This window comes from Xanthomonas sp. AC360 (assembly GCF_979258225.1).
Window position 1 is genome coordinate 3,231,137 of the sequence record NZ_OZ409846.1, and the last position, 22,111, is coordinate 3,253,247.

Below are 22,111 nucleotides of genomic sequence, written 5' to 3' on the forward strand. Positions count from 1 at the left end.
CTCCAAGCCGGAGGATGGGCGGACGTTGCGTCGGTTGATTGCTGCAATGCCCGGAACCGCCAGCAGAGGCTGCGATAACGCATTGACACCGCAGCCTCCGCAATAGACCTCGATCAGGCGCTCTGCAACAGCTTGCGGGCTGCCGCGCGCGCTTCCTTGCTCACTTCCACACCGCCGAGCATGCGGGCCAGCTCTTCCTGGCGCGCCTGCGGGCCGAGCAGCTCGACCGCGCTCTGGGTCATGCCGTCTACCGGCGCCTTGCTGACCCGGTAATGCGCGTGGCCCTTGGCCGCGACCTGCGGCAAGTGGGTGACGCACAGCACCTGGCGCTCTTCGCCCAAGGCGCGCAGCTTCTGGCCGACGATATCGGCCACCGCGCCGCCAATGCCGGAATCGACTTCGTCGAAGACCATGGTCGGCACACTGTCCAGGCCGAGTGCGGCCACTTCGATCGCCAACGAAATCCGCGACAGCTCACCACCCGAGGCCACCTTGCGCAGCGCGCGTGGCGGCTGGCCGGCATTGGCGGCGACCAGGAATTCCACCCGCTCGGCGCCGTTGGGATCCGGGCGCTGTGTCTCCTGCGGCTGCAGCTGAATCAGGAATTGCCCGCCGCCCATGCCCAATTCGCCGATCAGTGTGGTGGTGGCCGCGGACAAGGCTTCGGCGGCGGTCTTGCGACTGTCGCTGAGCACGCCGGCGGCGCTGCGCCAGGCGCCGGTGGCGGACTCGATGTGCTTGTCCAGCTGCTGCAGGCGCTCGTCGGCACCACGCAGGCTTTCCACTTCCAGACTCATGCGCTCGCGGTGGGCGGCCAGCTCGTCCGGGGCGACACGGTGTTTGCGCGCCAGGTCGTGCAGGCGGCCGAGACTGCGTTCCATCGCTTCGAACTGGGCCGGGTCGGCGTCCAGGTCGTCGCGCACGCGGTCGAGCAGGGCCAGTGCTTCTTCGATCTGGATCACGGCGCTGTCCAGCAGCGCGTCCACCTCGCCCAGGCGCGGCTCGTGCTCGGCGACGCGGGCCAGGTCGTGGCGGCTGTCCTGCAACAAGCCCAGTGCCGACGCGCCGTCATCGCCGTTGAGCTGCTGGGCCACGCTGTCGCAGGCGCCGATCAGCGCGGTGGCATGCGCCTGACGGCGGTGATTGACGTCCAGGGCCGCGATCGCGGCCGGGTCCAGGTCCTCGCGTTCCAGCTCGCCCAATTGATGTTCGAGAAAACCGATGCGGTCGGAGACATCGCCCTGCGCAGACAGCGCGTCGCGCTCGTCCAGCAGCGCCTGCCAGCGCTGGCTGGCCTGACGTACCTGCTCGCGCTGGGCGCTGTTGCGGGCGTAGGCGTCGAGCAGGGCGAGCTGGCTGTGGCGGGCCATCAGGGCCTGGTGCTCGTGCTGGCCGTGGATTTCCACCAGCCGTGACGCCAGTTCGGCCAATTGCGAAGAGGTCACCGGGCGGCCGTTGATCCAGGCACGCGAGCCGCCGTCGGCGCGAATGATGCGGCGCAGCTGGCATTGGGCCTCGTCGTCCAGCTCGTTGTCGGCCAGCCAGGTCAGGCCCGGGTGCGCGGCCGGCAGCTGAAACTCCGCCGACAGCTCGGCGCGGTCGGCGCCATGGCGCACGACGCCGCTGTCGGCGCGCAAGCCGGACAGGAAGCCCAGCGCGTCCACCATCAGCGACTTGCCGGCGCCGGTTTCGCCCGACACCACGGTCATACCCGGCCCGAACTCCAGTTCGGTGGCGCGGACAACGGCGAAATCCTTGATCGAGAGGTGTCTGAGCATGAGAGCCGAGTGTGAATGCGTTGGGGAAGCTTAGGGCAGGAAGGTGCGGTCGGGGAGTCGGACGCTTGCCATCCCCGGGGCCAGACATTATCTATGCCCAGTCTCACCGGATGATCCCATGCGCGCGTCCCAGTCCCCAATGCTCGACCCCCGCGCCCGCCAGTTGCTGCGCACCTTGATCGCACGCTACATCCGCGATGGCGAGCCGGTGGGCTCGAAAACCCTGGCCCAGCATGCCGGGCTGGATGTGAGCCCGGCGACCATCCGCAATATTCTGGCCGATCTGGAGGACGTGGGGCTGCTCAGCTCTCCGCACACCTCGGCCGGGCGCATTCCCACCGCGCATGGCTACCGGGTGTTCGTCGACAGCCTGGTGCAGATGCAGCCGCCCGGCGAAGAAGAGGTGCGGCGCCTGCGCGCGGAGCTGGCCAGCGGCAATGGCACCCAGTCGCTGCTGGGCAGCGCCTCGCAGATGCTGTCGGCGATGAGTCACTTCGTGGGGGTGGTCAGCGCCCCGCGCCGGGAGCAGTTCGCGTTCCGGCATATCGATTTCGTGCCCCTGGATGCGCGGCGGGTGCTGGCGATCCTGGTGTTTGCCGACAACGAAGTGCAGAACCGGGTGATCGAGCCGCGCCGCGCCTACGAGCCGGCCGAGCTGGAGCGGGTGGCCAACTACCTCAATGCGCAGTTCGCCGGGCGCGCGCTGTCGGACATCCGCGCCTCGCTGCTGCGCGAACTGCGCGTGGCCAAGAACGAAATGGAGCAGTTGCTGGCGCACAGCGTGGACCTGGCCAGCGAGGCGCTGGTGCCGGCCGAGGCGGATGACATGGTGATGGCCGGGCAGACCCGGCTGATGGGCGTGCAGGACCTGTCGGACCTGGACCGGCTGCGCGAGCTGTTCGAAGCCTTCGCCAGCAAGCGCGAGATCCTGCAGCTGCTCGAACGCACCATCCAGGCACCGGGCGTACGGATCTTCATCGGTGAGGAGACCGGCATGGTGTCGCTGGAAGACGTCTCGCTGGTCACCGCACCGTATGCCGCCAATGGCCAGGTGCTGGGCGTGCTGGGGGTGATCGGGCCCAAACGCATGGCCTACGACCGCCTGATTCCGCTGGTGCAGACCGCCGCCCAGGTGCTGGGCGCGGCCATGGAGCCGCCCGGCACGCGATAACCAGCGGCAATCGAAGTCATCGTTTTGCTTGAAACGCGGCCGAGCGCCCACATACGGGGTGACGTTGGGGCGGGCGTTCCGCTTGCCCGGGAACTGCATATGAACCAAGACCACCCCGAATTCGACTCCGAAGACCTGTCCCAGAATCCACCCGAGACCGATCCGCTCAAGGCCGAGATCGAGTCGCTGCGCAGCGAGATCGCGCTGGTCAAGGCCGACGCCCTGCGCGAGCGCGCCGACCTGGAAAACCAGCGCAAGCGCATCGCGCGCGACGTCGAGAACGCGCGCAAGTTCGCCAACGAGAAGCTGCTGGGCGAGCTGCTGCCGGTGTTCGACAGCCTGGACGCCGGGCTCACCGCCGCCGGTACCCAGCCCAGCCCGCTGCGCGATGGCCTGGACATGACCTACAAGCAATTGCTCAAGGTCGCTGCCGACAACGGCCTGACCCTGTTGGACCCGGTTGGCCAGCCGTTCAACCCCGACCAGCACCAGGCGATCAGCCAGGGCGAGGCCGAAGGCATTGCGCCGGGCCACATCGTGCAGGTGTTCCAGAAGGGCTACCTGCTCAACGATCGCCTGCTGCGCCCGGCCCTGGTGGTCGTGGCCAAGCACGACTGATTGCCAGCGCCCGGCTGAACTGCCGGGCGCGCCGTTAGAACACAGATGCGCACAGATGGCTTGAACACCTGCGCGCCACCCCCACATCTCAGCCAGACCCGGCGTCGCCGGACACAGCTACAGAATCATCAGGAGCGTATCCATGGGCAAGATCATTGGTATTGACCTCGGCACCACGAACTCGTGCGTGGCGATCATGGACGGCGGCAAGGCCCGCGTCATCGAAAATTCCGAGGGCGATCGCACCACGCCCTCGATCGTCGCCTACACCAAGGACGGCGAAGTGCTGGTCGGTGCCTCGGCCAAGCGCCAGGCGGTGACCAACCCGAAGAACACCTTCTACGCGGTGAAGCGCCTGATCGGCCGCAAGTTCACCGACGCCGAAGTGCAGAAGGACATCTCGCACGTGCCGTACGGCATCCTGGCGCACGACAACGGCGACGCCTGGGTGCAGACCAGCGATTCCAAGCGCATGGCGCCGCAGGAAATCTCCGCGCGCGTGCTGGAAAAGATGAAGAAGACCGCCGAAGACTTCCTCGGCGAGAAAGTCACCGAAGCGGTAATCACCGTGCCGGCGTACTTCAACGACAGCCAGCGTCAGGCCACCAAGGACGCCGGCCGCATCGCCGGTCTGGACGTCAAACGCATCATCAACGAGCCGACCGCCGCAGCCCTGGCCTATGGCCTGGACAAGAACGGCGGCGATCGCAAGATTGCGGTGTACGACCTGGGCGGCGGTACCTTCGACGTGTCGATCATCGAAATCGCCGAAGTCGATGGCGAAAAGCAGTTCGAAGTGCTGGCCACCAACGGCGACACCTTCCTGGGCGGCGAAGACTTCGACAACCGCGTCATCGAATACCTGGTGGACGAGTTCAACAAGGATCAGGGCATCGATCTGCGCAAGGACCCGTTGGCGCTGCAGCGCCTGAAAGATGCCGCAGAGCGCGCCAAGATCGAGCTGTCGACCAGCCAGCAAACCGAAGTGAATCTGCCGTACGTCACCGCCGATGCGTCGGGCCCGAAGCACCTCAACATCAAGTTGACCCGTGCCAAGCTCGAAGCGCTGGTGGAAGACTTGGTCAAGAAGTCGATCGAGCCGTGCCGCACCGCGTTGAACGACGCCGGCCTGCGCGCCAGCGACATCAATGAAGTGATCCTGGTCGGCGGTCAGACCCGCATGCCGAAGGTGCAGCAGGCGGTTGCCGATTTCTTCGGCAAGGAACCGCGCAAGGACGTCAACCCGGACGAAGCCGTGGCCGTGGGCGCTGCGATCCAGGGCGGCGTGCTGGCTGGCGACGTCAAGGACGTGCTGCTGCTGGACGTGACCCCGCTGTCGCTGGGTATCGAAACCATGGGCGGCGTGTTCACCAAGATCATCGAAAAGAACACCACCATCCCGACCAAGGCTTCGCAGACCTTCTCCACCGCCGAAGACAACCAGTCGGCCGTGACCGTGCACGTGTTGCAGGGTGAGCGCGAGCAGGCCCGCTTCAACAAGTCGCTGGCCAAGTTCGACCTGTCCGGCATCGAGCCGTCGCCGCGCGGCATGCCGCAGGTGGAGGTGTCTTTCGACATCGACGCCAACGGCATCCTGCACGTGTCGGCCAAGGACAAAAAGACCAACAAGGAACAGAAGGTCGAGATCAAGGCCGGTTCGGGCTTGTCGGACGAAGAGATCCAGCGCATGGTCGCCGACGCGGAAGCCAACCGCGAAGAAGACAAGAAGTTCCAGGAGCTGGTGCAGACCCGCAACCAGGCCGATGGTCTGATCCACGCCACCCGCACCGCGATCACCGAGCATGGCAGCAAGGTCGGTGGCGATGTGATCGGCAAGGTGGAAGCGGCGCTGTCGGATCTTGAGACCGCCATGAAGGGCGACGACAAGGCGCAGATCGACGCGCGCAGCAAGACGCTGGAAGAAGCCGGCCAGTCGCTGTACGCAGCGGCCGCCGCGGCAGAGCAGGGCGGCAACGCCGATGCGGCCAGCGGCAATGCGCAGGCCTCCAAGGCTGCCGATGACGTGGTGGACGCCGAGTTCACCGAGGTCAAGGACGACAAGAAGTAAGCCGTGATTTGGGAGTCGGGCGTGGGGAGGGGCAGGCGCTAAAGCGCATGCCCCTCCCGCCCGATATCCTCTACGCGTCGCGTCGCCAAGGCGGACCAGCAGCATGCTGTCCGCCTTCGCGTTTCAAACGAATCACGAATCACGAACCACGAATCCCCGCTTATGAGCAAACGCGATTACTACGAAGTGCTGGGCGTTGCCCGCGGTGCCAGCGACGAAGAGCTGAAGAAGGCCTATCGCCGTTGCGCCATGAAGCACCACCCGGATCGTAATCCGGGCGACGCCGCGTCCGAGGCGCTGTTCAAGGAGTGCAAGGAAGCCTATGAAGTGTTGTCGGACGGCAACAAGCGCCGCGCCTACGATGCGCATGGCCACGCGGCCTTCGAGCACGGCATGGGCGGTGGTGGCGGTGGCGGGCCTGGCGGCCCCGACATGGGAGATATCTTTGGCGATATCTTCGGCAATATTTTTGGCGGTGGCGCCGCCGGTCCGCGCGCTGCGCGACGTGGCGCCGACGTCGGTTACGTACTGGAACTGGATCTGGAAGAAGCCGTCGCCGGCATCGAGCGACGCATCGAGATTCCGACCCTGATCGAATGCGAACCCTGCCACGGCAGTGGCTCGGAAGACGGCAAGGTCGAGACCTGCGCCACCTGTCATGGGCGCGGCCAGGTGCGCATCCAGCGCGGCATCTTTGCCATGCAGCAGAGTTGCCCGCACTGCGATGGCCGCGGCACGCTGATCCAGAACCCGTGCAAGACCTGCCACGGCGCCGGTCGCGTGGAAGAAGACAAAGTGCTGTCGATCAAGGTGCCGGCCGGCGTGGATACCGGCGACCGCATCCGGCTGGCAGGCGAAGGCGAGGCCGGTCCGGCCGGCACACCGCCGGGCGATCTGTATGTGGAAGTGCGCGTGCGCGAGCATGCGATTTTCCAGCGCGACGGCGACGACCTGCATTGCGAGGTGCCGATCCGCATTTCGCAGGCGGCGCTCGGCGACACCGTACGCGTTGCGACCCTGGGCGGCGAAGCGGAAATCCGCATCCCGGCCGAGACGCAGACGGGCAAGTTGTTCCGCCTGCGCGGCAAGGGCGTGCGTTCGGTGCGCAGCCGCAGCGAAGGCGATCTGTATTGCCGCGTCGTGGTCGAAACGCCGGTCAACCTCACGGCCGATCAGCGTGAGTTGCTGCAGCAGTTCGAGGCAACCTTCACCGGTGAGGATGCGCGCAAGCATTCGCCCAAGTCGGCCACCTTCATCGATGGCGTCAAGGGCTTCTGGGATCGCATGACGTCGTAAGTGACGTCATTGGCAGTGGGGAAGCTGCCGAACAAAAGTACGCCTACGCCTGCAGGGAGCAGGCGTGGACGTTGAGCGAGGCGAATGAGGAAAAGACAGCTTTCCTTCGCACGATCGAAAGCGCTCCTGCAGCGATATCCTTTTCCTGTGGCGAGAAGCACTACACAAACGACATCCTTCTCGCTCGGAAGAACTGCCACAAGAGCGTTCGAAACAAACTGCCAGAACGAAACAAACTGCCAGAAGCTTGCTCGCAGGAAAGTACCAAACTCTCCCTCGCAAGAAAGTGCCAGAAGAACAACATCCTTCTCCTCTCGGGAGAAGGTGCCCGAAGGGCGGATGAGGGTGCGGCGTACCGATCGCCAACGCCACCTGCAATCAGTAACTTGGCCTTGCTCCGGTGCAGTCGTGCATCAACAGAGATACCCACCTGACAACACGTCGTGTTGCCCTCCGTGCAGGCCTGCGCTTCACTCACCTCACGCGCGCAGTGCCCAGCACTCTTGATCGAATCATTGCGCGATGCCGCAAACTGCATCTGAGCCACTGACACCATCCCGACGCTGAGCCGATACCCGCTCACTCAGCGCTGTCGCGCCTCGTTAGATCGCAACGTCTGCAAAACCTGCAGAGAATGCGCAGCGCCGAAGCGTTCGGCTCCGACGTCTGCGTCACCAAACGGCATGAATGTCAGCGCCATCCAGCTCGCATCCAGTCAACGCGCGTCGCACTGAACATGGCGCGACTCCAAACACGCTACGCGCTCACGCATTGCGGCAGATAATGGGGCTCTCCTCTCACGACGGCGCCTCCCATGAGCGATGCAACCGACAGTCATCTCGTCCACGGTCGCCGCCAGCGCCCGGATGGTCCTTCGCCGATCGATGTGATCTCGGTGCAGTCGCAGCTGGTCTACGGCCATGCCGGCAACAGCGCTGCCGTGCCGCCGCTGCGCGCGCTCGGATTACGTGTGGCCGAAGTGCCGACCACCTTGCTCAGTAACGCGCCGTTCTACGCGACCTTGCGCGGCCGTATCTTGCCGGCCGACTGGCTGGCCGATCTGTTGCTCGGCGCCACCGAACGCGGCCTGCCGCAGCGGGCGCGCATGCTGGTCTCCGGCTATTTCGGCAGCCTGGCCAACGGCGAAGCATTCGCCGATTGGCTGGAGCAGACACTGCCGCAGGCGCCGCAGCTGCGCTATTGCCTGGATCCGGTGATCGGCGATACGCATACCGGCCCCTACGTCGAGCCGGGCCTGGAGCGCGTGTTCGCCGAACGGCTGCTACCGCATGCCTGGCTGGTCACGCCCAATGCGTTCGAGCTGGGACGCTTGACCGGTATGCCCAGCCTGGAGCAGGACGACGCCATCGCTGCGGCACGCGTCCTGCTCGCACGCGGCCCGCAATGGGTGCTCGCGCATAGCGTGGCCGGCGCGACAGGCGAATTGGTGACCTTGGCGGTCAGCACTGATGCGGTGTATCGCTGGGCCAGCCCGCATCTGCCGGTCGATGTGGCTGGCACCGGCGATGTGTTGATGGCGCTGCTGATCGGCTTTCTGCTGCGCGATATGCCGTTTGAGCAGGCGGTGGGACACGCGCTCACCGGTGTGCACAGCGCGCTGGAGGCCACGCTGGCGGCAGGTTACGAAGAGTTCGATGTGCTGGCCGCCGCCCCGGCCGCGCTTTGCCGCTGAGCGCTTGGCATGAGTGCGCAGCCGGTGGTTGGCATCGTCGGCATTGCCGGCGCCTACGGGCGCTGGCTGGCGCAGTTTTTGCGCACCCGCATGCAGCTGGAGGTGATCGGCTTCGATCCTGCAGTCAGCGGCGACATCGACGAAGCCACCCTGGCGCAGCGTGCGGATGTGCTGATTTTTTCTGCACCGATTCGCCACACCGCCGCGTTGATCCAACGCTATGTGGAACTGGCCGGCGCGCGCGCTGCATCGCAGCTGTGGATGGATGTCACCTCGATCAAGCAGGCGCCGGTTGCTGCGATGCTGGCGTCGCAGGCAGACGTGGTCGGTCTGCATCCGATGACCGCGCCGCCAAAATCGCCAACCTTGAAGGGGCGGGTGATGGTGGTCTGCGAAGCGCGCCTGCAGCATTGGTCGGGTTGGGTGCAGACCTTGTACGCGGCACTCCAGGCAGAGTGCGTTTATGCCACGCCCGAGCACCACGACCGGGTGATGGCCTTGGTGCAGGCGATGGTGCACGCCACCCATCTGGCTCAGGCCGGCACCTTGCGCGACTACGCACCGCTATTAGGCGAATTGCAGGCATTGATGCCGTATCGCTCCGCGTCGTTCGAACTCGACACGGCAGTGATCGCGCGCATCCTCTCGCTCAATCCATCGATCTATGAAGACATCCAGTTCGGTAACCCGTACGTCGGCGAAATGCTCGACCGCCTGCTGTCGCAGCTGCAGCAGTTACGCGCGCTGGTGGCGCAAGGCGACGACGCGGCGCGCGCGCAGTTCCGCAGCCAGTTCCTGCACGCTAACGTGCAGGCCCTGCAACACACCGCATTGGCCGCGGGCAACTACACCTACGAGCGCGTTGGCTATTTGCTTGCCGATCTCACCGAACCGCTGACCTTGAGCGTGTATCTGCCCGAAGATCAGCCCGGTTCGCTACGCGCGCTGTTACATGTCTTCGAACGGCACGGGGTAAATCTGTCCTCGATCCATTCTTCGCGCACACCGGTGGGCGAGCTGCATTTCCGGATCGGGTTCGAACCCGATAGTGATCGTGCAGCATTGGCGCGTGCTGCAAACGAGATCGACCTTAGTGGAATCGGGCGGGTGCTGGAGCGGTCGGATCGCGTCGCAGGCTGACGCACCGGTTGACCTGCAAGCTGCGCCAACAAAACAGCGTGGTCTGCATGTTGCTCTGCAGAGCAGCAATGGCGCACCGTCGCGCTTTGTAATGTGAGCCGCCCGCGTGATGCACTCCAAGCCTGGCGTCGGAATGGGCTCAGGATTTCATCCACACGGGGTGTGGATGAAAGTTGCACAAGCATGTGGATAACCGGGCGCAGCCCTTGCAAGGCAAGGGCTGGTGCCTGGGTGATCAAAAAATGACCAGGTGCGGCTCAGGGCGTGGAAAGTCGCAGATCGCCGCCTTCGGTGACGAAGCGCTGGCCCTGTCGTTGCAGGTGACGGCCATCCGGGAGTTCATAACGCGGCGCAGGTTGCGTGCCCGGGCCAGTTGACTGCTCGTCGCGGAATTCGATGACGACGTATGGCTCGCCATCTGCGCCGATCGCGGGAAATTGCCGAAAAGACATATGCACCTCCGAAGGATTCCAAGGTTGCCTTGCGGGTCATCATGCCCGCACCGCCAGCGGTTGGCTGACATGCCGAGCATGCGCACGCATATGTTACTCAGGCGTCATCGTGCGATGAGGGGCCAGGGCGCAGGTCGAGTTCGCCATAAGGCGTCGTCCATCCGATTTTAGTGATCGCTCGCAATGCAGCGCTGTCGTTCTCAAGGTCACGGCCGCTCGATGCCCGAAAGCGACGCAGCATCACATTCGGCAGCGCAGCAGCACGCTGAAAGTCATGCACGTTTCTGCCGATGTCGGTCTGAATACCCGCAACAAGTAGTCAGCAACGGCCCCGGCACAGCTTGTGGCATCGCCAAGGATGCGGGGTGAAACCTCCTCGTCCTGCACGCGACGTACTCGCTGCGGCGCAGGATCCGACATGTGCAGGCGTGGACTAGCGCAGACGCAACGCGTCAACGACTTAACGACTTAACTGCAACGCATCCCGGTCAGCGGTGGCCGCTGCCAACTCTGCGCGCGCCGACGCAATCCGCGCTTGCGCATCGATCAAACGCACGCGTGCATCGTTGGCGGTTTCTTCGCGCTGGTTGACCAGGAAGAAATCACCCGATCCCAGCTCGAAGCGTCGCCGTTCGGCGACGGCCAGGCGGTCGGCGAGGCCGCGTTCTTCGTCGGCCATCTTGGCCAGCCGCTCGGCAGCGTTGAGCGAGATCACGATGGACTCCACCTCCACCGAGATCTGGTCGCGCAGAAAGCGGCTGCGCTGATCCAGCGCTTCGATCTCCGCGCGCGCCTCGGCAACACGGCCTTTGGCGGAACGATTCTCCAGTGGCACGCTGAAACGAAAGCCGATGATCGCATCGGTCGGCGAGCGGTTTGGCCCACCCACGCCGGGGTCGCCCAGGTCTTTGCTGACTTCGAAACTCACATCCAGCCGCGGCTTCATGTCGTTCTGCGCCAGCATTAGCCGCGCAGTGGCTTGATCGATACGGGTCAGCACGGCGCGGTAATCGGGCCGCTCCACCGGCGCAGTGATCTTGTTGGCACCGGCCAGTCCTTCCAGCGCCGAGGTGTCGGGCGGCAAACGTTCGGTGGAGACGATCAGCGGCATGCCGGCGTCGTCGCGCAGATACAGCGACAAGGCATTGGCGGCGTTGGCGAAGTCCTGCTCCGAGCGCACCACCAGCGCGCGCCGGCGCACCAGGTTCTGGTCGTTTTCGGTCAGCAGAATGGTGGGGCGCGCACCAAGCGTCACCTGCCGCGAAATCGCGTTGCGGCGCTGCTCGGCCAACGCCAGCAGGTCGTTGTATGCACGCAGCTTCAAACCGGCCGCCACCCAGTTTTGATAGGCGTCTACGGCGCGCCGCTGCACGCCGATCGCCACCATCTCCGCTTCATACTGCGCCACGTTGATGTCGGCGCTGGCAACGTTGCGACGGGTACGGCGCTCGTCGACCACGCGGTCGCGCAACAGCGCGTACAGCGCGCCGATCTTCACTTCGCCACCGCGGTCGGTATACGACTTGTCTTCGTAGACCGGGAACGACCCTCGCGAGGATCGGTAGCCGCCGTAGTAATAGCCGCCGTTGTTCTCGAACGGCCGCTTGACACCACTTTCGATGCTGCTGCCGTCGTAGTAGCCGGCCTCGCGCGAGCGGCCTTCGATATCGAACACGGTGTCGAACGCGCCGTCGGCCGAGATTCCCTTGCCTTCGGCCTGACGGACTTTCGCCAGCGCTTCGACGATCTGCGGCGCAGAGCGGGCCGAGGACTGCAGCACTTCGTCCAAGCTCAGTGGCGCGGCTTGGGCGAAGGCCGCACCGGGGCACAGTGCGATCAGCAGGACAACCAGACCGCGCATCATTTCTTGCCCGTCGCGTCGTCTTCGGACTTGTCGCCGGCCGGCTTGGCCTTGCCATCGCCCTGCGTGGTCGCGGCGGGGCGCCGGCCGAATTCCAGCGGGAAGTTGTTGAGCTGGCGCCACAGTTCGTAGCCCACCCGCACCGTCTCGCCCAGCACCCAGCCGCGCACCTTGCCGCCCTGGCGGGCGAATTCCTGTGCCGGCCACGCCGGTTTGCCCGGCGCAGGTTCGACCAGAATGCGGAACAGCCCATCCGGCGCGGCGTTGGGGTCGATCGCGCGCACGCGGCCATCGAACATGCCGTGCGCCACCGACGGCCAGCCGCTGAATTGGATCGCCGGCCAGCCTTCGAACTCCAGCCGCACCGGGCGGCCGGGACGAATCAACGGCACGTCGCGGCCATCGATGTACAGCTCCACGGCACGCTCCACGCGTTCCGGCGCGATCACTGCCAACACCGTGCCCGGCGAGACCATGGCGCTGCCGCTGGCGGCGTTGAGTTGCTGCACACGGCCATCGCGCGGCGCGCGCACCAGCTGCGCGGACTGACGGTTCAACTGGATGTCGATGCGGGTCAACTTGGCGCGCGATTCGGCCAACTTGGCGTCGGCTTCGGCCACCTTGATCTGGGTCAGCTCGTAATCGCGGCGGCCGGCCAGTCCTTCGGCAAGCAATTGCCGGCTGCGCTCCACGTCGATGCTGGCGACCGCGCGCGATTGCTGGATGGCGGTAATTTCCGCCGCGACCTGCGCGCGCTCGCTGGCCAGTCGGGTCAGCAGATCCGGGTCGAGGTCACCGACACGCGCGATCGGGTCGCCCTTGGACACGTGCTGGCCGTCGTGCACATACCAGCGCTCGACGCGGCCGGGCACGAAGGCGGTGACCTGCTGCTGGCGATCGCCTGGGTCGAGCGAGACCACCTGGCCCTTGCCGCTGGCAGTCTGCACCCACGGCGCGAACGCCAGGATGGCGCCTGCGATGGCGACGCTGAGCAACAGCATCCACGCCAGCACCTTGGCGATGCTCGGTGGCCGCATCGAGGCCAGGGTGGGGAAGTGCGCGATCCGATCAGGGGCGTGCTGCATTGGTTGCCTCCTGGGTGGATGCGATGAGTTCGGCGCGGGTGGCGTAGCGTTGCTGGCGCTCGGGTTCCAGACGGAACCAACCATCCAGGGCGATGTCTTCGGGCCTGCCGGTGCACAGCAGCACCGTGGTGCCGGCCTCCTTCAAGCGCCCCAGCACGCGGGTCAGGCGTTCTGCGGGCAGCAGATCGTAGAGCTGCGACAACATCAGCACGCGGGGGCGCACCAGCAAGGCGTTAGCCAGCTTCAAGGCCATCACGTCGCCGATCCACAGCGGGTAGCCGGACGCGGCAAGTCGCGTGTCCAGGCCCTGCGGCAGCGCGGCGATGCGCGCGCGCAGCCCCACCGTGTCGATGGCTTCCAGCATCGCTTCGGAGCTCACGTCGGCCGAGGCCATGGACAGATACTCGCGGATGGTGACTTCGACAATCGTCGGTCGGTCGAGCACGGTGACTTCCGAGCGCAACAGGTACATGTCGAAGGTGGCCAGGTCCGCGCCACCCACCATCACCAGGCCACGATCCGGCACCACGTGGCGCTTGAGCACCATCGCCAGCAGCCGCTCGGCGCCGCCATCGGCCAGCGTCACCAGCTGCTCGCCGGCTTCCAGGGCGAAATCGAAACGCGCACCTTCGATCATCACCCCATCCAGCCGCACCGCGCTGTTGCCGGGGATCTTGCCGGCCGCCACCACGGCGCGTTCCTGCGGAATGGCGTACAGCAGCGACAATTCTTCCGCGCTGGCAACCAGATCGTAGAAGGTGTCCAGATAGGCGCCGAGCTGCGCGATGCCATAGAACACCGCGCTCAGGATCAGCTCGGCGGCCACCAGTTGGCCAATCGACAACTCGCCGCGCAGGATCAGGCTGCCGCCCAGGGCCAACAACGCCGCGCTGGCGACCGCGTACACCAGCAGGAAGGCCACGGTCTGGGTGAAGCTGTAGCGGAAATGGCGCCGGTGCCGGTCGACGTAGGCGGCAGTCACGGCCTCGGAGCGATCCATCGCAAAGTTGAGATGGCGGCTGGATTTGTAGAAGCCGTTGGAGCCGCCGACGCTTTCCAGCCAGTGCGCGGCATTGTGCTTGGCGTGGCTGAGTTCGACCGCGGTGCGGATCGAGCCGCGCGACCAGATCATCCAGATCGCAAAGATGATCAACAGCAGCAAGGCGTTGAAGGCCAGGAAAAACGGGTGGTAGAAGCTGGTGAGGATCAAGCCGACCGCCGATTGCAGCACGATGGTGAAGGCGCCGATCGCCAGGCTGGGCACCGCTTTTTGCACCACCACCAGATCGAAGTAGCGATTGAACACATCGCCACGGTTCTGGTCGGCGAAGAAGGGGTTCTGCGCATGCACCGCGCGCACCGTGATCTCGGCCACCACGCGCGCGAACAGGCGGCGCTCGAACAGCGCCATCACCCACACCCGCATTGCGCTCAGGCACGCCACCAGCAGCAGGAGCCCCAGCAGCAGGCCCGACAACGTCCACAGCGGCGCAGGCAGCGCGGTATTGGCGACGCTGTTGATCAGCAGCTGCACCGAGATGGGCGTGGCCAGCGACAGCAGGCTGATCGCCACACCGTACACCAGGGCCAAACGCACATACGGCATGTCCGGCCCGACGATTTCCGCCAGCCAGCCCACCGCTTCCCGCCATCCGATCCGCTTTGCCGCCATTGAACTTCCATTGATGAGTTCAGTGAAGCATTGACGAGTTGCCGCTATAGGACAAGGCCGGAGCGCTTATCCGTTGTATAGGATTTTCCTATGCGGCTGCCGCGCGCAGCAGATCTGCGATCAAACCGAACGCTGGCGCGCGTCCTGCACCTTGCCGCCACAGCAGCCCGATCTCGCGGTAATAGCGGCCGCCCTTGATCGGGCGCACCACTACATCGTCGCCTTCGCGGATTTCCTGACGCACGTAAAGCTCCGGCAGCAGGGCCAGACCCATACCCATGCCGGCCATCTGTCGGATCGCATCCAGACTCGTTCCTTCGTAGTCGCGCAACACATGTGCGCCGACTTCCATCGCGATTGCGGCCACCTGTTCGGCCAATCGGTATTCCGGCATCAAGGTCAGCAGGTTGGCACCGCGTAGATCGGCAGGGGTGATGTAGCGTTTGCTGCGCAGCGGGTGATCGGCGGCCATGGTCACGTGCAGGGGTTCGCGGAACAGCCGCTCGCTGTGCAGGCTGTTCCCGGCCACCGGCAATTGCGCCAGGATCAGATCGTGCACGCCGTTGGCCAGGTCGCGGGCGAGCACGGTCGGCAGGCCCTCGCGCACGTGCACGCGCAGCGCCGGATGCTCGCGGTGCAGCCGTGCGACCAGGCTGGGCATCAGGTAGGCGCCCAGCGTGGGCGAGACACCGAGCCGGATGGTGCCGATCAGCGTGTCGGTCGAGGTCGTGCGTACTTCTTCCAGATCGGTCACGTCGAGCAGGATGCTGCGCGCGCGGTCGAGCAGGTCGCGCCCAAGAGGGGTCAGGATGGCCGGGACGCCGCGCTCGAACAACGGCGCACCGATGATGGTTTCCAGTGCGCGGATCTGTTGCGACAGCGAGGGCTGCGACACGCCCATCTGCTCGGCAGCACGGGTGAAGCTGCCGGTATCTGCCAGCGCGACGAAGTAACTGAGTTGGCGAAGAGTGGTCTTGGGGCGGGGCATGGTCGCATCGGTACGTCGGGTCGCTCGGAGTCGCACTGCCGGCGAGGCCGGTGAGCGAGCGTGTGGCCCGGAGTAGGCATCAACCGGGCGTCATTGATCGATGAATTGCAGCCGCGCCAGCTCGGCGTACAGGCCACCTTCGGCGATCAACTGCGCATGCGTGCCCTGCGCCACGATACGGCCGGCATCCATGACCACGATGCGGTCGGCCTTGAGCACGGTTGCCAGGCGGTGCGCGATGACCAGGGTGGTGCGGCCCTGCATCAGTCGGTCCAGTGCCTGCTGCACGGCGCGCTCGCTCTGTGCATCCAGTGCGCTGGTGGCTTCGTCCAGCAGCAGGATGGGCGCGTCCTTGAGCAAGGCACGTGCGATTGCCACACGTTGCTGCTGGCCGCCGGACAGACGCGTACCACGCTCGCCCAGCTCGCTGGCGTAGCCTTGGGGCAGGGCGCGGATAAACACATCGGCCTCTGCTGCGGCCGCTGCCGCTTCCACCTCGGCATCGCTGGCTTCCAGGCGGCCGTAGCGGATGTTGTCGGCGGCACTGGCGGCGAACAGGGTCGGTTGTTGCGGGACCAGTGCGATGTTCTCGCGCAGGCGCACTGGGTCGGTCTGGCGCAGGTCCACCTCGTCGATGCGCACGCTGCCGCTGGCGGGGTCGTGGAAGCGCAGCAGCATCGCCAGCACCGTGCTCTTGCCGGCGCCGGACGGGCCGACCAGGGCAACGGTTTCGCCGGGGCTGACATGCAAGTCGAATCCATCCAGCGCCGGTGCGTCGGGGCGCTGCGGATAATGAAACATCACCTGGTCGAAATGAATCGCCCCGCGCAGCGGCTGCGGCAAGCGCATGGGCGTGGCCGGCGCCACGATCGCCGACTGTTCGTCGAGCAGTTCGCCAACCCGGCCCATGCCGCCGGCGGCGCGCTGCAACTCGTTCCACACCTCGGCCAGCGCGCCGACCGAACCGCCGCCGATCAACGCGTACAGCACGAACTGGCCCAGCGTGCCGGGCGTCATGCGCCCGGACACCACGTCGTGCGCGCCCAACCACAGCACGCCAACAATGGCACCGAAGATCAGCATGATCGCAATGGCGGTGACGCCGGCCTGGGTGCGGATGCGCAGCCGCGCAGTATCGATCGCCGCAAACAACGCCTGGCTGAAACGCTGACTCTCGTAGCGCTCGCGCGCATGCGCCTGCACGGTGCGGACCGCGCCGAGCGTTTCGGCCGCCAGCGTATTGGCGTCGGCCACGCGGTCCTGGCTGGCGCGCGAAATCTTTTGCAGCCGGCGCGCGCCCAGCACGATTGGCAGCACCGCCAACGGAATGCCGATCAGCGTGAATCCGGCCAGGCGCGGGCTGGTGACGAACAACATCACCATGCTGCCGATCACCGTCACCGAGCTGCGCAACGCCACCGACATGGTGTTGGCGATCAGCCCGCGCAACAGCTCGCTGTCGGCCGACAGCCGCGACACCAGCTCGCCGCTGCGGCTGCGATCATGAAAACCGGCGTCCAGGCTGATCAGGTGCGCATACAGGCGGCCGCGCAGATCGGCGACGACTTTTTCGCCCAGCAACGCCACGAAGTAAAAACGCGCTGCGGTCGCCAGGGCCAGCACCACGGCCACCACAAACAACAATGCGAAGGCCTGGTTGATCTGCGTGCCGCCGGAGAAGCCGTGGTCGATCATGCGCTTGACCGCTGCCGGCAGGCTCAACGTGGCCGCGGAGGACACCGCGAGTGCGATCAGCCAGGCGGCGAACAGGCCGCGCTGGCGTTGCACGAACGGCCACAAGGTGCGCAGGCTGCCAAGCTTCCGCAATGGGTTGGGCCTGGCGGCGGCTGGCTGAGTCATGCGGCTTCCGGTGTTGAGAGATGGACACGATTGCGAGTGGCGTCGCACAGGCGGGTTTTCAAGCCAGCCAGCTGATCTGCAGGCAGCTGCACGCGTAACGCTGCGCCTTGGGCGTCGAAGTGTTCATCCAGTTTGTCGACATGGAACGCGACAAGCGCCGCGTGCACCAGCCCCAGATCGTCGAACTGGCATTGCAGGTCGAGCAGGGTCAGCGCAACCAGCGGCCGCCGCGTGGCCAGGCGCAGGCATTCGGCTGCCGTGCCGCCATAAGCGCGCACCAGCCCACCGGCACCGAGCTTGATCCCGCCATACCAGCGCGTCACCATCACCACCACGCGATCGAAGCCTTGGCCATCGATGGCTGCCAGAATCGGCCGCCCCGCCGTGCCGCTGGGCTCGCCATCGTCGCTGGAACGGTACTCCTGCCCGAACCGGTAGGCCCAGCAGTTGTGCGTGGCATCCGGCACCGACACGCGCTGCACGATCTCCAGCGCCTGCGCGGAAGATTCGAGTGCAGCAGCATGGGCCAGAAAGCGACTGTGCTTGATGTCCAGGCTGTGGTGCGCGTCAGCGGCGAGGGTATCGAGCATCGTCGCCATTCTATGCGAGGCGGCGATGTCGGTTGCTGCAGTCAGCGTGACTGCCGTTGCAAGCTGACAGACCGGGGCGACTGGGACGAGGTGGTGTCTTAGCGATGCACCGTTGCTGTGCGTCGGACGTTGGCGACCGACGTCGCGCCTGGCAGATGTTCGGGCGCACGCGTTTGCCCGGTATTAGCGTGAGCATGCGTTCGCTGAGTCGATGCGCGTTACTGCCGCGCGCGCTTGCAGAAAGCGACGCGCGTTGCGGCCGCGTGGGCCAAGGGGTGTCTTCGATTACACCAGCGTGGAGCGGCGCTTCTCGTCGATCCACTTGGACGCCTGCGCCGGGGTGTAGTGCTGCATCCACTCCAGCATCTGCTCCATATCGTCGCCGTACCAAAGGTCGGCGCGCTGATCCGGATGCAGGAAACGTTCTTCCACCATGCGATCGATCATGCCGATCAGCGGTGCATAGAAGCCCGCGCTATCCAGAAACGCGCACGGCTTGTTGCCGATGCCGAGCTGGCGCCAGGTGAGCATCTCGAAAATCTCTTCCATGGTGCCGAAGCCGCCGGGCAGGGCGACGAAGGCATCGGACAGCTCGAACATGCGCATCTTGCGCTCATGCATCGAGCCGACCACTTCCAGCGTGGTCAGCCCGCGATGCGCCACTTCCCAATCGGCCAGCTGCTGCGGAATCACGCCGGTGACTTCGCCGCCGGCGGCGAGCACCGCGTTGGCCACCGTGCCCATCAAGCCGACATTGCCGCCGCCATAGACCAGACGCAGGCCCTGTTTGGCGATGCGATCGCCCAGCGCCATGGCGCGCTCGACATAGACGGGCTTGTTGCCGGCATTGGAGCCGCAGTAGACGCAGATTGATTTCATCGGGGATTCGGGAGTCGGGAATCGAGAGTTGGGAATAGGGAATGGGTCAAAGCAAATATAGAAGCCAGAACGCATGACGCCGGACCTAGGTCCGGCGTCAGCATGAGGAGTGAGGTGATGGGACCGCTTTTACGATTCCCGATTCCCCACTCCCGATTCCCGGCTTAATTGGCCTTATGGATGGCGCGCTTGCTCACCGCCATCGCGGCGTCGTGGATCGCTTCGGACAGGGTCGGATGCGCGTGGCAGATACGTGCCAGGTCATCGGCCGAGCCGTTGAATTCCATCGTCAGCACACCTTCGTGCACCAGCTCGGAGACGCCCACGCCCACCAGGTGCATGCCCAGCACGCGGTCGGTTTCGGCATCGGCGATCACCTTGACGAAGCCAGCCGGCTCGCCCATGGTCACCGCACGGCCGATCGCCGCGAACGGGAAGCTACCGGCCTTGTAGGCTACGCCTTCGGCCTTGAGCTGCTGCTCGGTCTTGCCGACCCAGGCAATCTCCGGCTCGGTGTAGATCACCCACGGAATGGTGTCGAAGTTGACGTGACCCGGCAGGCCGGCGATCAGTTCAGCCACCGCGATGCCTTCTTCGAAGCCCTTGTGCGCCAGCATCGGCCCGCGCACGCAGTCGCCGATGGCCCACACGCCGTCGACGCCGGTATGGCAATGACCATCGACCTCGATCTGGCCGCGGTCGGTCATCTTGACGCCGGTGCCGTCGGCCAGCAGGTTCTTGGTCGCGGCCTTGCGGCCCACGGCCACCAGCAGCTTGTCCACGGTGAGGGTCTGCTCGCCTGCGGCGTCGGTGTAGCTGAGCACCACCTGCTTGGCATCGCCGCTGCCGGTGATCTCGGTCTTGCCGACCTTGGCACCCAGCTTGATGTCCAGGCCCTGCTTCTTGAATTCCTTCAGCGCGGTCTTGGCCACTTCGGCATCGGCCAGTGCCAGGAAGTCCGGCAGCGCTTCGAGGATGGTGACTTCGGCGCCCAGACGCTTCCACACGCTGCCCAGTTCCAGGCCGATCACGCCGGCACCGATCACTGCCATGCGCTTGGGCACAGAGGTGAAATCCAGGCCGCCGACGTTATCGACGATGGTGTCGCCGTCGAACTTGGCAAACGGCAGTTCGATCGATTCCGAACCGGCCGCGAGGATGACGTTGGTGCCCTTGAGCTCGATCTCGCCGCCTTCGTGCTGGGCGACCTTGACGATATTGCCCGGCAGCAACTGGCCGAAGCCGTAGTACGGGGTGATCTTGTTGGCCTTGAACAGCATCGCGATGCCGCCGGTGAACTGCTTCACGATCTTGTCTTTGCGACCGATCATGGTGGGCACGTCCATCTTGGCATCGTTGAAGCTGATGCCGTGGTCGCCGAACAGGTGACCCATGTTCCAGAACTGGCGCGAGGAATCCAGCAGCGCCTTGGACGGAATGCAGCCCACGCGCAGGCAGGTACCGCCCAGGGCGGGCTTGCCGTCCTTGCCGAGTGCCGCGTCGATGCAGGCGACCTTCATGCCCAGCTGGGCCGCGCGAATCGCCGCGTGATAGCCGGCCGGGCCGGCACCGATGACGACGACGTCGAATTGTTCGCTCATTTCATTTGCTCACGGGAATGGGGAATAGGGAATGGGGAATGGCAAAAGCGCATGCGCCTGCTGCGTCCCATCCAGGTCCAGGCGGGAATGGAGCGGTCGATGGGCGCTGGTCCCATTCCCGAATCTCCATTCCCGATTCCCGGCTCTTAAAGGCCGAACAGCATCCGGCCCGGGTTTTCCAGCTGATTCTTGATGTCGACCAGGAACTGCACCGAATCCTTGCCGTCGATGATGCGGTGGTCGTAAGACAGCGCCAGGTACATCATCGGCGCGATCACGACCTGGCCGTTCTCGGCGATCGGACGTTCCTTGATCGCGTGCATGCCCAGGATGGCGCTCTGCGGCGGGTTGATGATCGGGGTGGACAGCAGCGAGCCGAAGGTGCCGCCGTTGGTGATGGTGAACGTACCGCCTTGTAGATCGTCCAGGCCCAGCTTGCCGGCGCGCGCCTTGGCGGCGTAGTCGGCGATGCCCTGTTCGACTTCAGCGAACGACTGGCGCTCGACGTTACGCAGCACCGGCGTGACCAGGCCCTTTTCGGTGGAGACGGCGATCGAGATATCGCTGTAGCCGTGATAGATGATGTCGTCGCCGTCGATCGATGCGTTGACCAGCGGGAAGCGCTGCAGCGCGTTGGCGGCGGCCTTGACGAAGAAGCTCATGAAACCGAGCTTGATGCCGTGCGCCTTCTGGAATTCGTCCTGCAGTTCCTTGCGCGCGGCCGACACCTTGGCCAGGTTCACTTCGTTGAAGGTGGTCAGCATCGCGGTGGAGTTCTTGGACTCCATCAGACGCTTGGCGATGGTCTTGCGCACGCGGGTCATCGCCACGCGCTCTTCCGGACGGGCGCCAGAGGCCTTGCCCACGCCGCCGGCTTTGGCGAAGTTGACGATGTCTTCCTTGGTCACTGCGCCGCGGCGGCCGGTACCGTCGACCTGCGACGGATCCACGCCCTGGGTGATCGCGGAAAAACGCGCACCCGGGGGGAGCGAATCGGCAGCGGACTTCGACGCGCTCGGCGCAGCGGCAGCAGCCGGTGCCGGGGCGGCAGCGGGAGCTGCTGCAGCGGCGGCCGGTGCGTCGGCCTTCTTCTCTTCGGCCGGAGCCGCGGCAGCCACGGCGCCTTCTTCGATGATCGCCAGAAGCTGGTTACTGGTGACCGTGCTGCCGGCTTCGAACTTGATTTCCTTCAACACGCCATCGACAGGCGAAGGAACTTCCAACACGACCTTGTCGGTTTCCAGGTCGACCAGATTCTCGTCGCGCTTGACCGCTTCACCGGCCTTCTTGTGCCAGCTGGCGATGGTGGCGTCGGAAACGGATTCGGGCAGTACCGGAACTTTGACTTCGGTGGCCATT

At 65.3% G+C, this 22,111-nt stretch carries 17 protein-coding genes; 6 read left to right on the forward strand and 11 right to left on the reverse strand.

From position 1 onward, the window contains the following. Positions 1-113: 113 nt before the first annotated feature. Positions 114-1,778 carry a DNA repair protein RecN gene (gene recN, locus ACZZ0O_RS14020; protein ID WP_463591056.1) on the reverse strand — a complete coding sequence of 555 codons (1,665 nt, stop codon included), beginning with the start codon at positions 1,776-1,778 and terminating at the stop codon, positions 114-116. 139 nt (positions 1,779-1,917) lie between these two features. On the opposite strand from recN, the gene hrcA reads away from it, so the two are divergent. From hrcA to ACZZ0O_RS14050, 6 genes are all read left to right on the forward strand, one after another. Next, positions 1,918-2,949 carry a heat-inducible transcriptional repressor HrcA gene (gene hrcA, locus ACZZ0O_RS14025; RefSeq protein WP_161961808.1) on the forward strand — a complete coding sequence of 344 codons (1,032 nt, stop codon included), beginning with the start codon at positions 1,918-1,920 and terminating at the stop codon, positions 2,947-2,949. 99 nt (positions 2,950-3,048) lie between these two features. Then, a complete protein-coding gene (gene grpE, locus ACZZ0O_RS14030) occupies positions 3,049-3,567 on the forward strand; it encodes a nucleotide exchange factor GrpE (RefSeq protein ID WP_055844911.1) in 519 nt (172 codons plus the stop codon). Between the two features lie 142 nt (positions 3,568-3,709). Beyond that, complete coding sequence (gene dnaK / locus ACZZ0O_RS14035; RefSeq protein WP_055844909.1) at positions 3,710-5,635, forward strand: molecular chaperone DnaK; 1,926 nt, start codon at positions 3,710-3,712, stop codon at positions 5,633-5,635. Positions 5,636-5,797: 162 nt separating this feature from the next. Then, positions 5,798-6,931 carry a molecular chaperone DnaJ gene (gene dnaJ, locus ACZZ0O_RS14040; RefSeq protein ID WP_055844906.1) on the forward strand — a complete coding sequence of 378 codons (1,134 nt, stop codon included), beginning with the start codon at positions 5,798-5,800 and terminating at the stop codon, positions 6,929-6,931. Positions 6,932-7,745: 814 nt separating this feature from the next. Next, positions 7,746-8,624 (forward strand): pyridoxal kinase, encoded by an 879-nt coding sequence (gene pdxY / locus ACZZ0O_RS14045; RefSeq protein WP_463591057.1) that lies wholly within the window; start codon positions 7,746-7,748, stop codon positions 8,622-8,624. Between the two features lie 9 nt (positions 8,625-8,633). Further along, on the forward strand, positions 8,634-9,764 hold the full coding sequence (locus ACZZ0O_RS14050) for a prephenate dehydrogenase (protein WP_463591058.1): 1,131 nt from the start codon (positions 8,634-8,636) through the stop codon (positions 9,762-9,764). Positions 9,765-10,021: 257 nt separating this feature from the next. On the opposite strand, the gene ACZZ0O_RS14055 is transcribed toward ACZZ0O_RS14050, so the two are convergent. The 10 genes from ACZZ0O_RS14055 to sucB form a co-directional block, all read right to left on the reverse strand. Then, the gene (locus tag ACZZ0O_RS14055; protein WP_115512082.1) at positions 10,022-10,216 is read right to left on the reverse strand and encodes a hypothetical protein; all 195 of its coding nucleotides are present in this window, start codon (positions 10,214-10,216) and stop codon (positions 10,022-10,024) included. Between the two features lie 460 nt (positions 10,217-10,676). After that, entirely contained in the window at positions 10,677-12,080 is a 1,404-nt protein-coding gene (locus ACZZ0O_RS14060; RefSeq protein WP_463591059.1) for a TolC family protein, read from the reverse strand. Beyond that, on the reverse strand, positions 12,077-13,162 hold the full coding sequence (locus ACZZ0O_RS14065) for an HlyD family secretion protein (protein WP_055844882.1): 1,086 nt from the start codon (positions 13,160-13,162) through the stop codon (positions 12,077-12,079). The genes ACZZ0O_RS14060 and ACZZ0O_RS14065 overlap by 4 nt, the downstream gene beginning before the upstream one ends. Next, positions 13,146-14,834, reverse strand: a complete 1,689-nt coding sequence (locus tag ACZZ0O_RS14070) for an ABC transporter transmembrane domain-containing protein (protein ID WP_115512079.1) — start codon at positions 14,832-14,834, stop codon at positions 13,146-13,148. Before ACZZ0O_RS14070 ends, ACZZ0O_RS14065 begins: the two co-directional genes overlap by 17 nt. An 88-nt stretch (positions 14,835-14,922) precedes the next feature. Next, on the reverse strand, positions 14,923-15,822 hold the full coding sequence (locus tag ACZZ0O_RS14075) for a hydrogen peroxide-inducible genes activator (RefSeq protein ID WP_463591060.1): 900 nt from the start codon (positions 15,820-15,822) through the stop codon (positions 14,923-14,925). 90 nt (positions 15,823-15,912) lie between these two features. Next, positions 15,913-17,682, reverse strand: coding sequence for an ABC transporter transmembrane domain-containing protein (locus ACZZ0O_RS14080; protein ID WP_055844875.1), 1,770 nt, complete (start codon positions 17,680-17,682; stop codon positions 15,913-15,915). Beyond that, a complete protein-coding gene (locus ACZZ0O_RS14085; protein ID WP_463591061.1) occupies positions 17,679-18,281 on the reverse strand; it encodes an IMPACT family protein in 603 nt (200 codons plus the stop codon). The genes ACZZ0O_RS14080 and ACZZ0O_RS14085 overlap by 4 nt, the downstream gene beginning before the upstream one ends. Before the next feature lie 276 nt (positions 18,282-18,557). Next, positions 18,558-19,151 (reverse strand): LOG family protein, encoded by a 594-nt coding sequence (locus tag ACZZ0O_RS14090; RefSeq protein WP_115559460.1) that lies wholly within the window; start codon positions 19,149-19,151, stop codon positions 18,558-18,560. A gap of 164 nt (positions 19,152-19,315) precedes the next feature. Beyond that, positions 19,316-20,752: a dihydrolipoyl dehydrogenase gene (gene lpdA / locus ACZZ0O_RS14095; RefSeq protein ID WP_463591062.1), complete on the reverse strand. Its 1,437-nt coding sequence runs from the start codon at positions 20,750-20,752 to the stop codon at positions 19,316-19,318. A gap of 146 nt (positions 20,753-20,898) precedes the next feature. Next, positions 20,899-22,110, reverse strand: a complete 1,212-nt coding sequence (gene sucB, locus ACZZ0O_RS14100) for a dihydrolipoyllysine-residue succinyltransferase (protein ID WP_055844863.1) — start codon at positions 22,108-22,110, stop codon at positions 20,899-20,901. Between the last annotated feature and the right edge of the window lies 1 nt (position 22,111).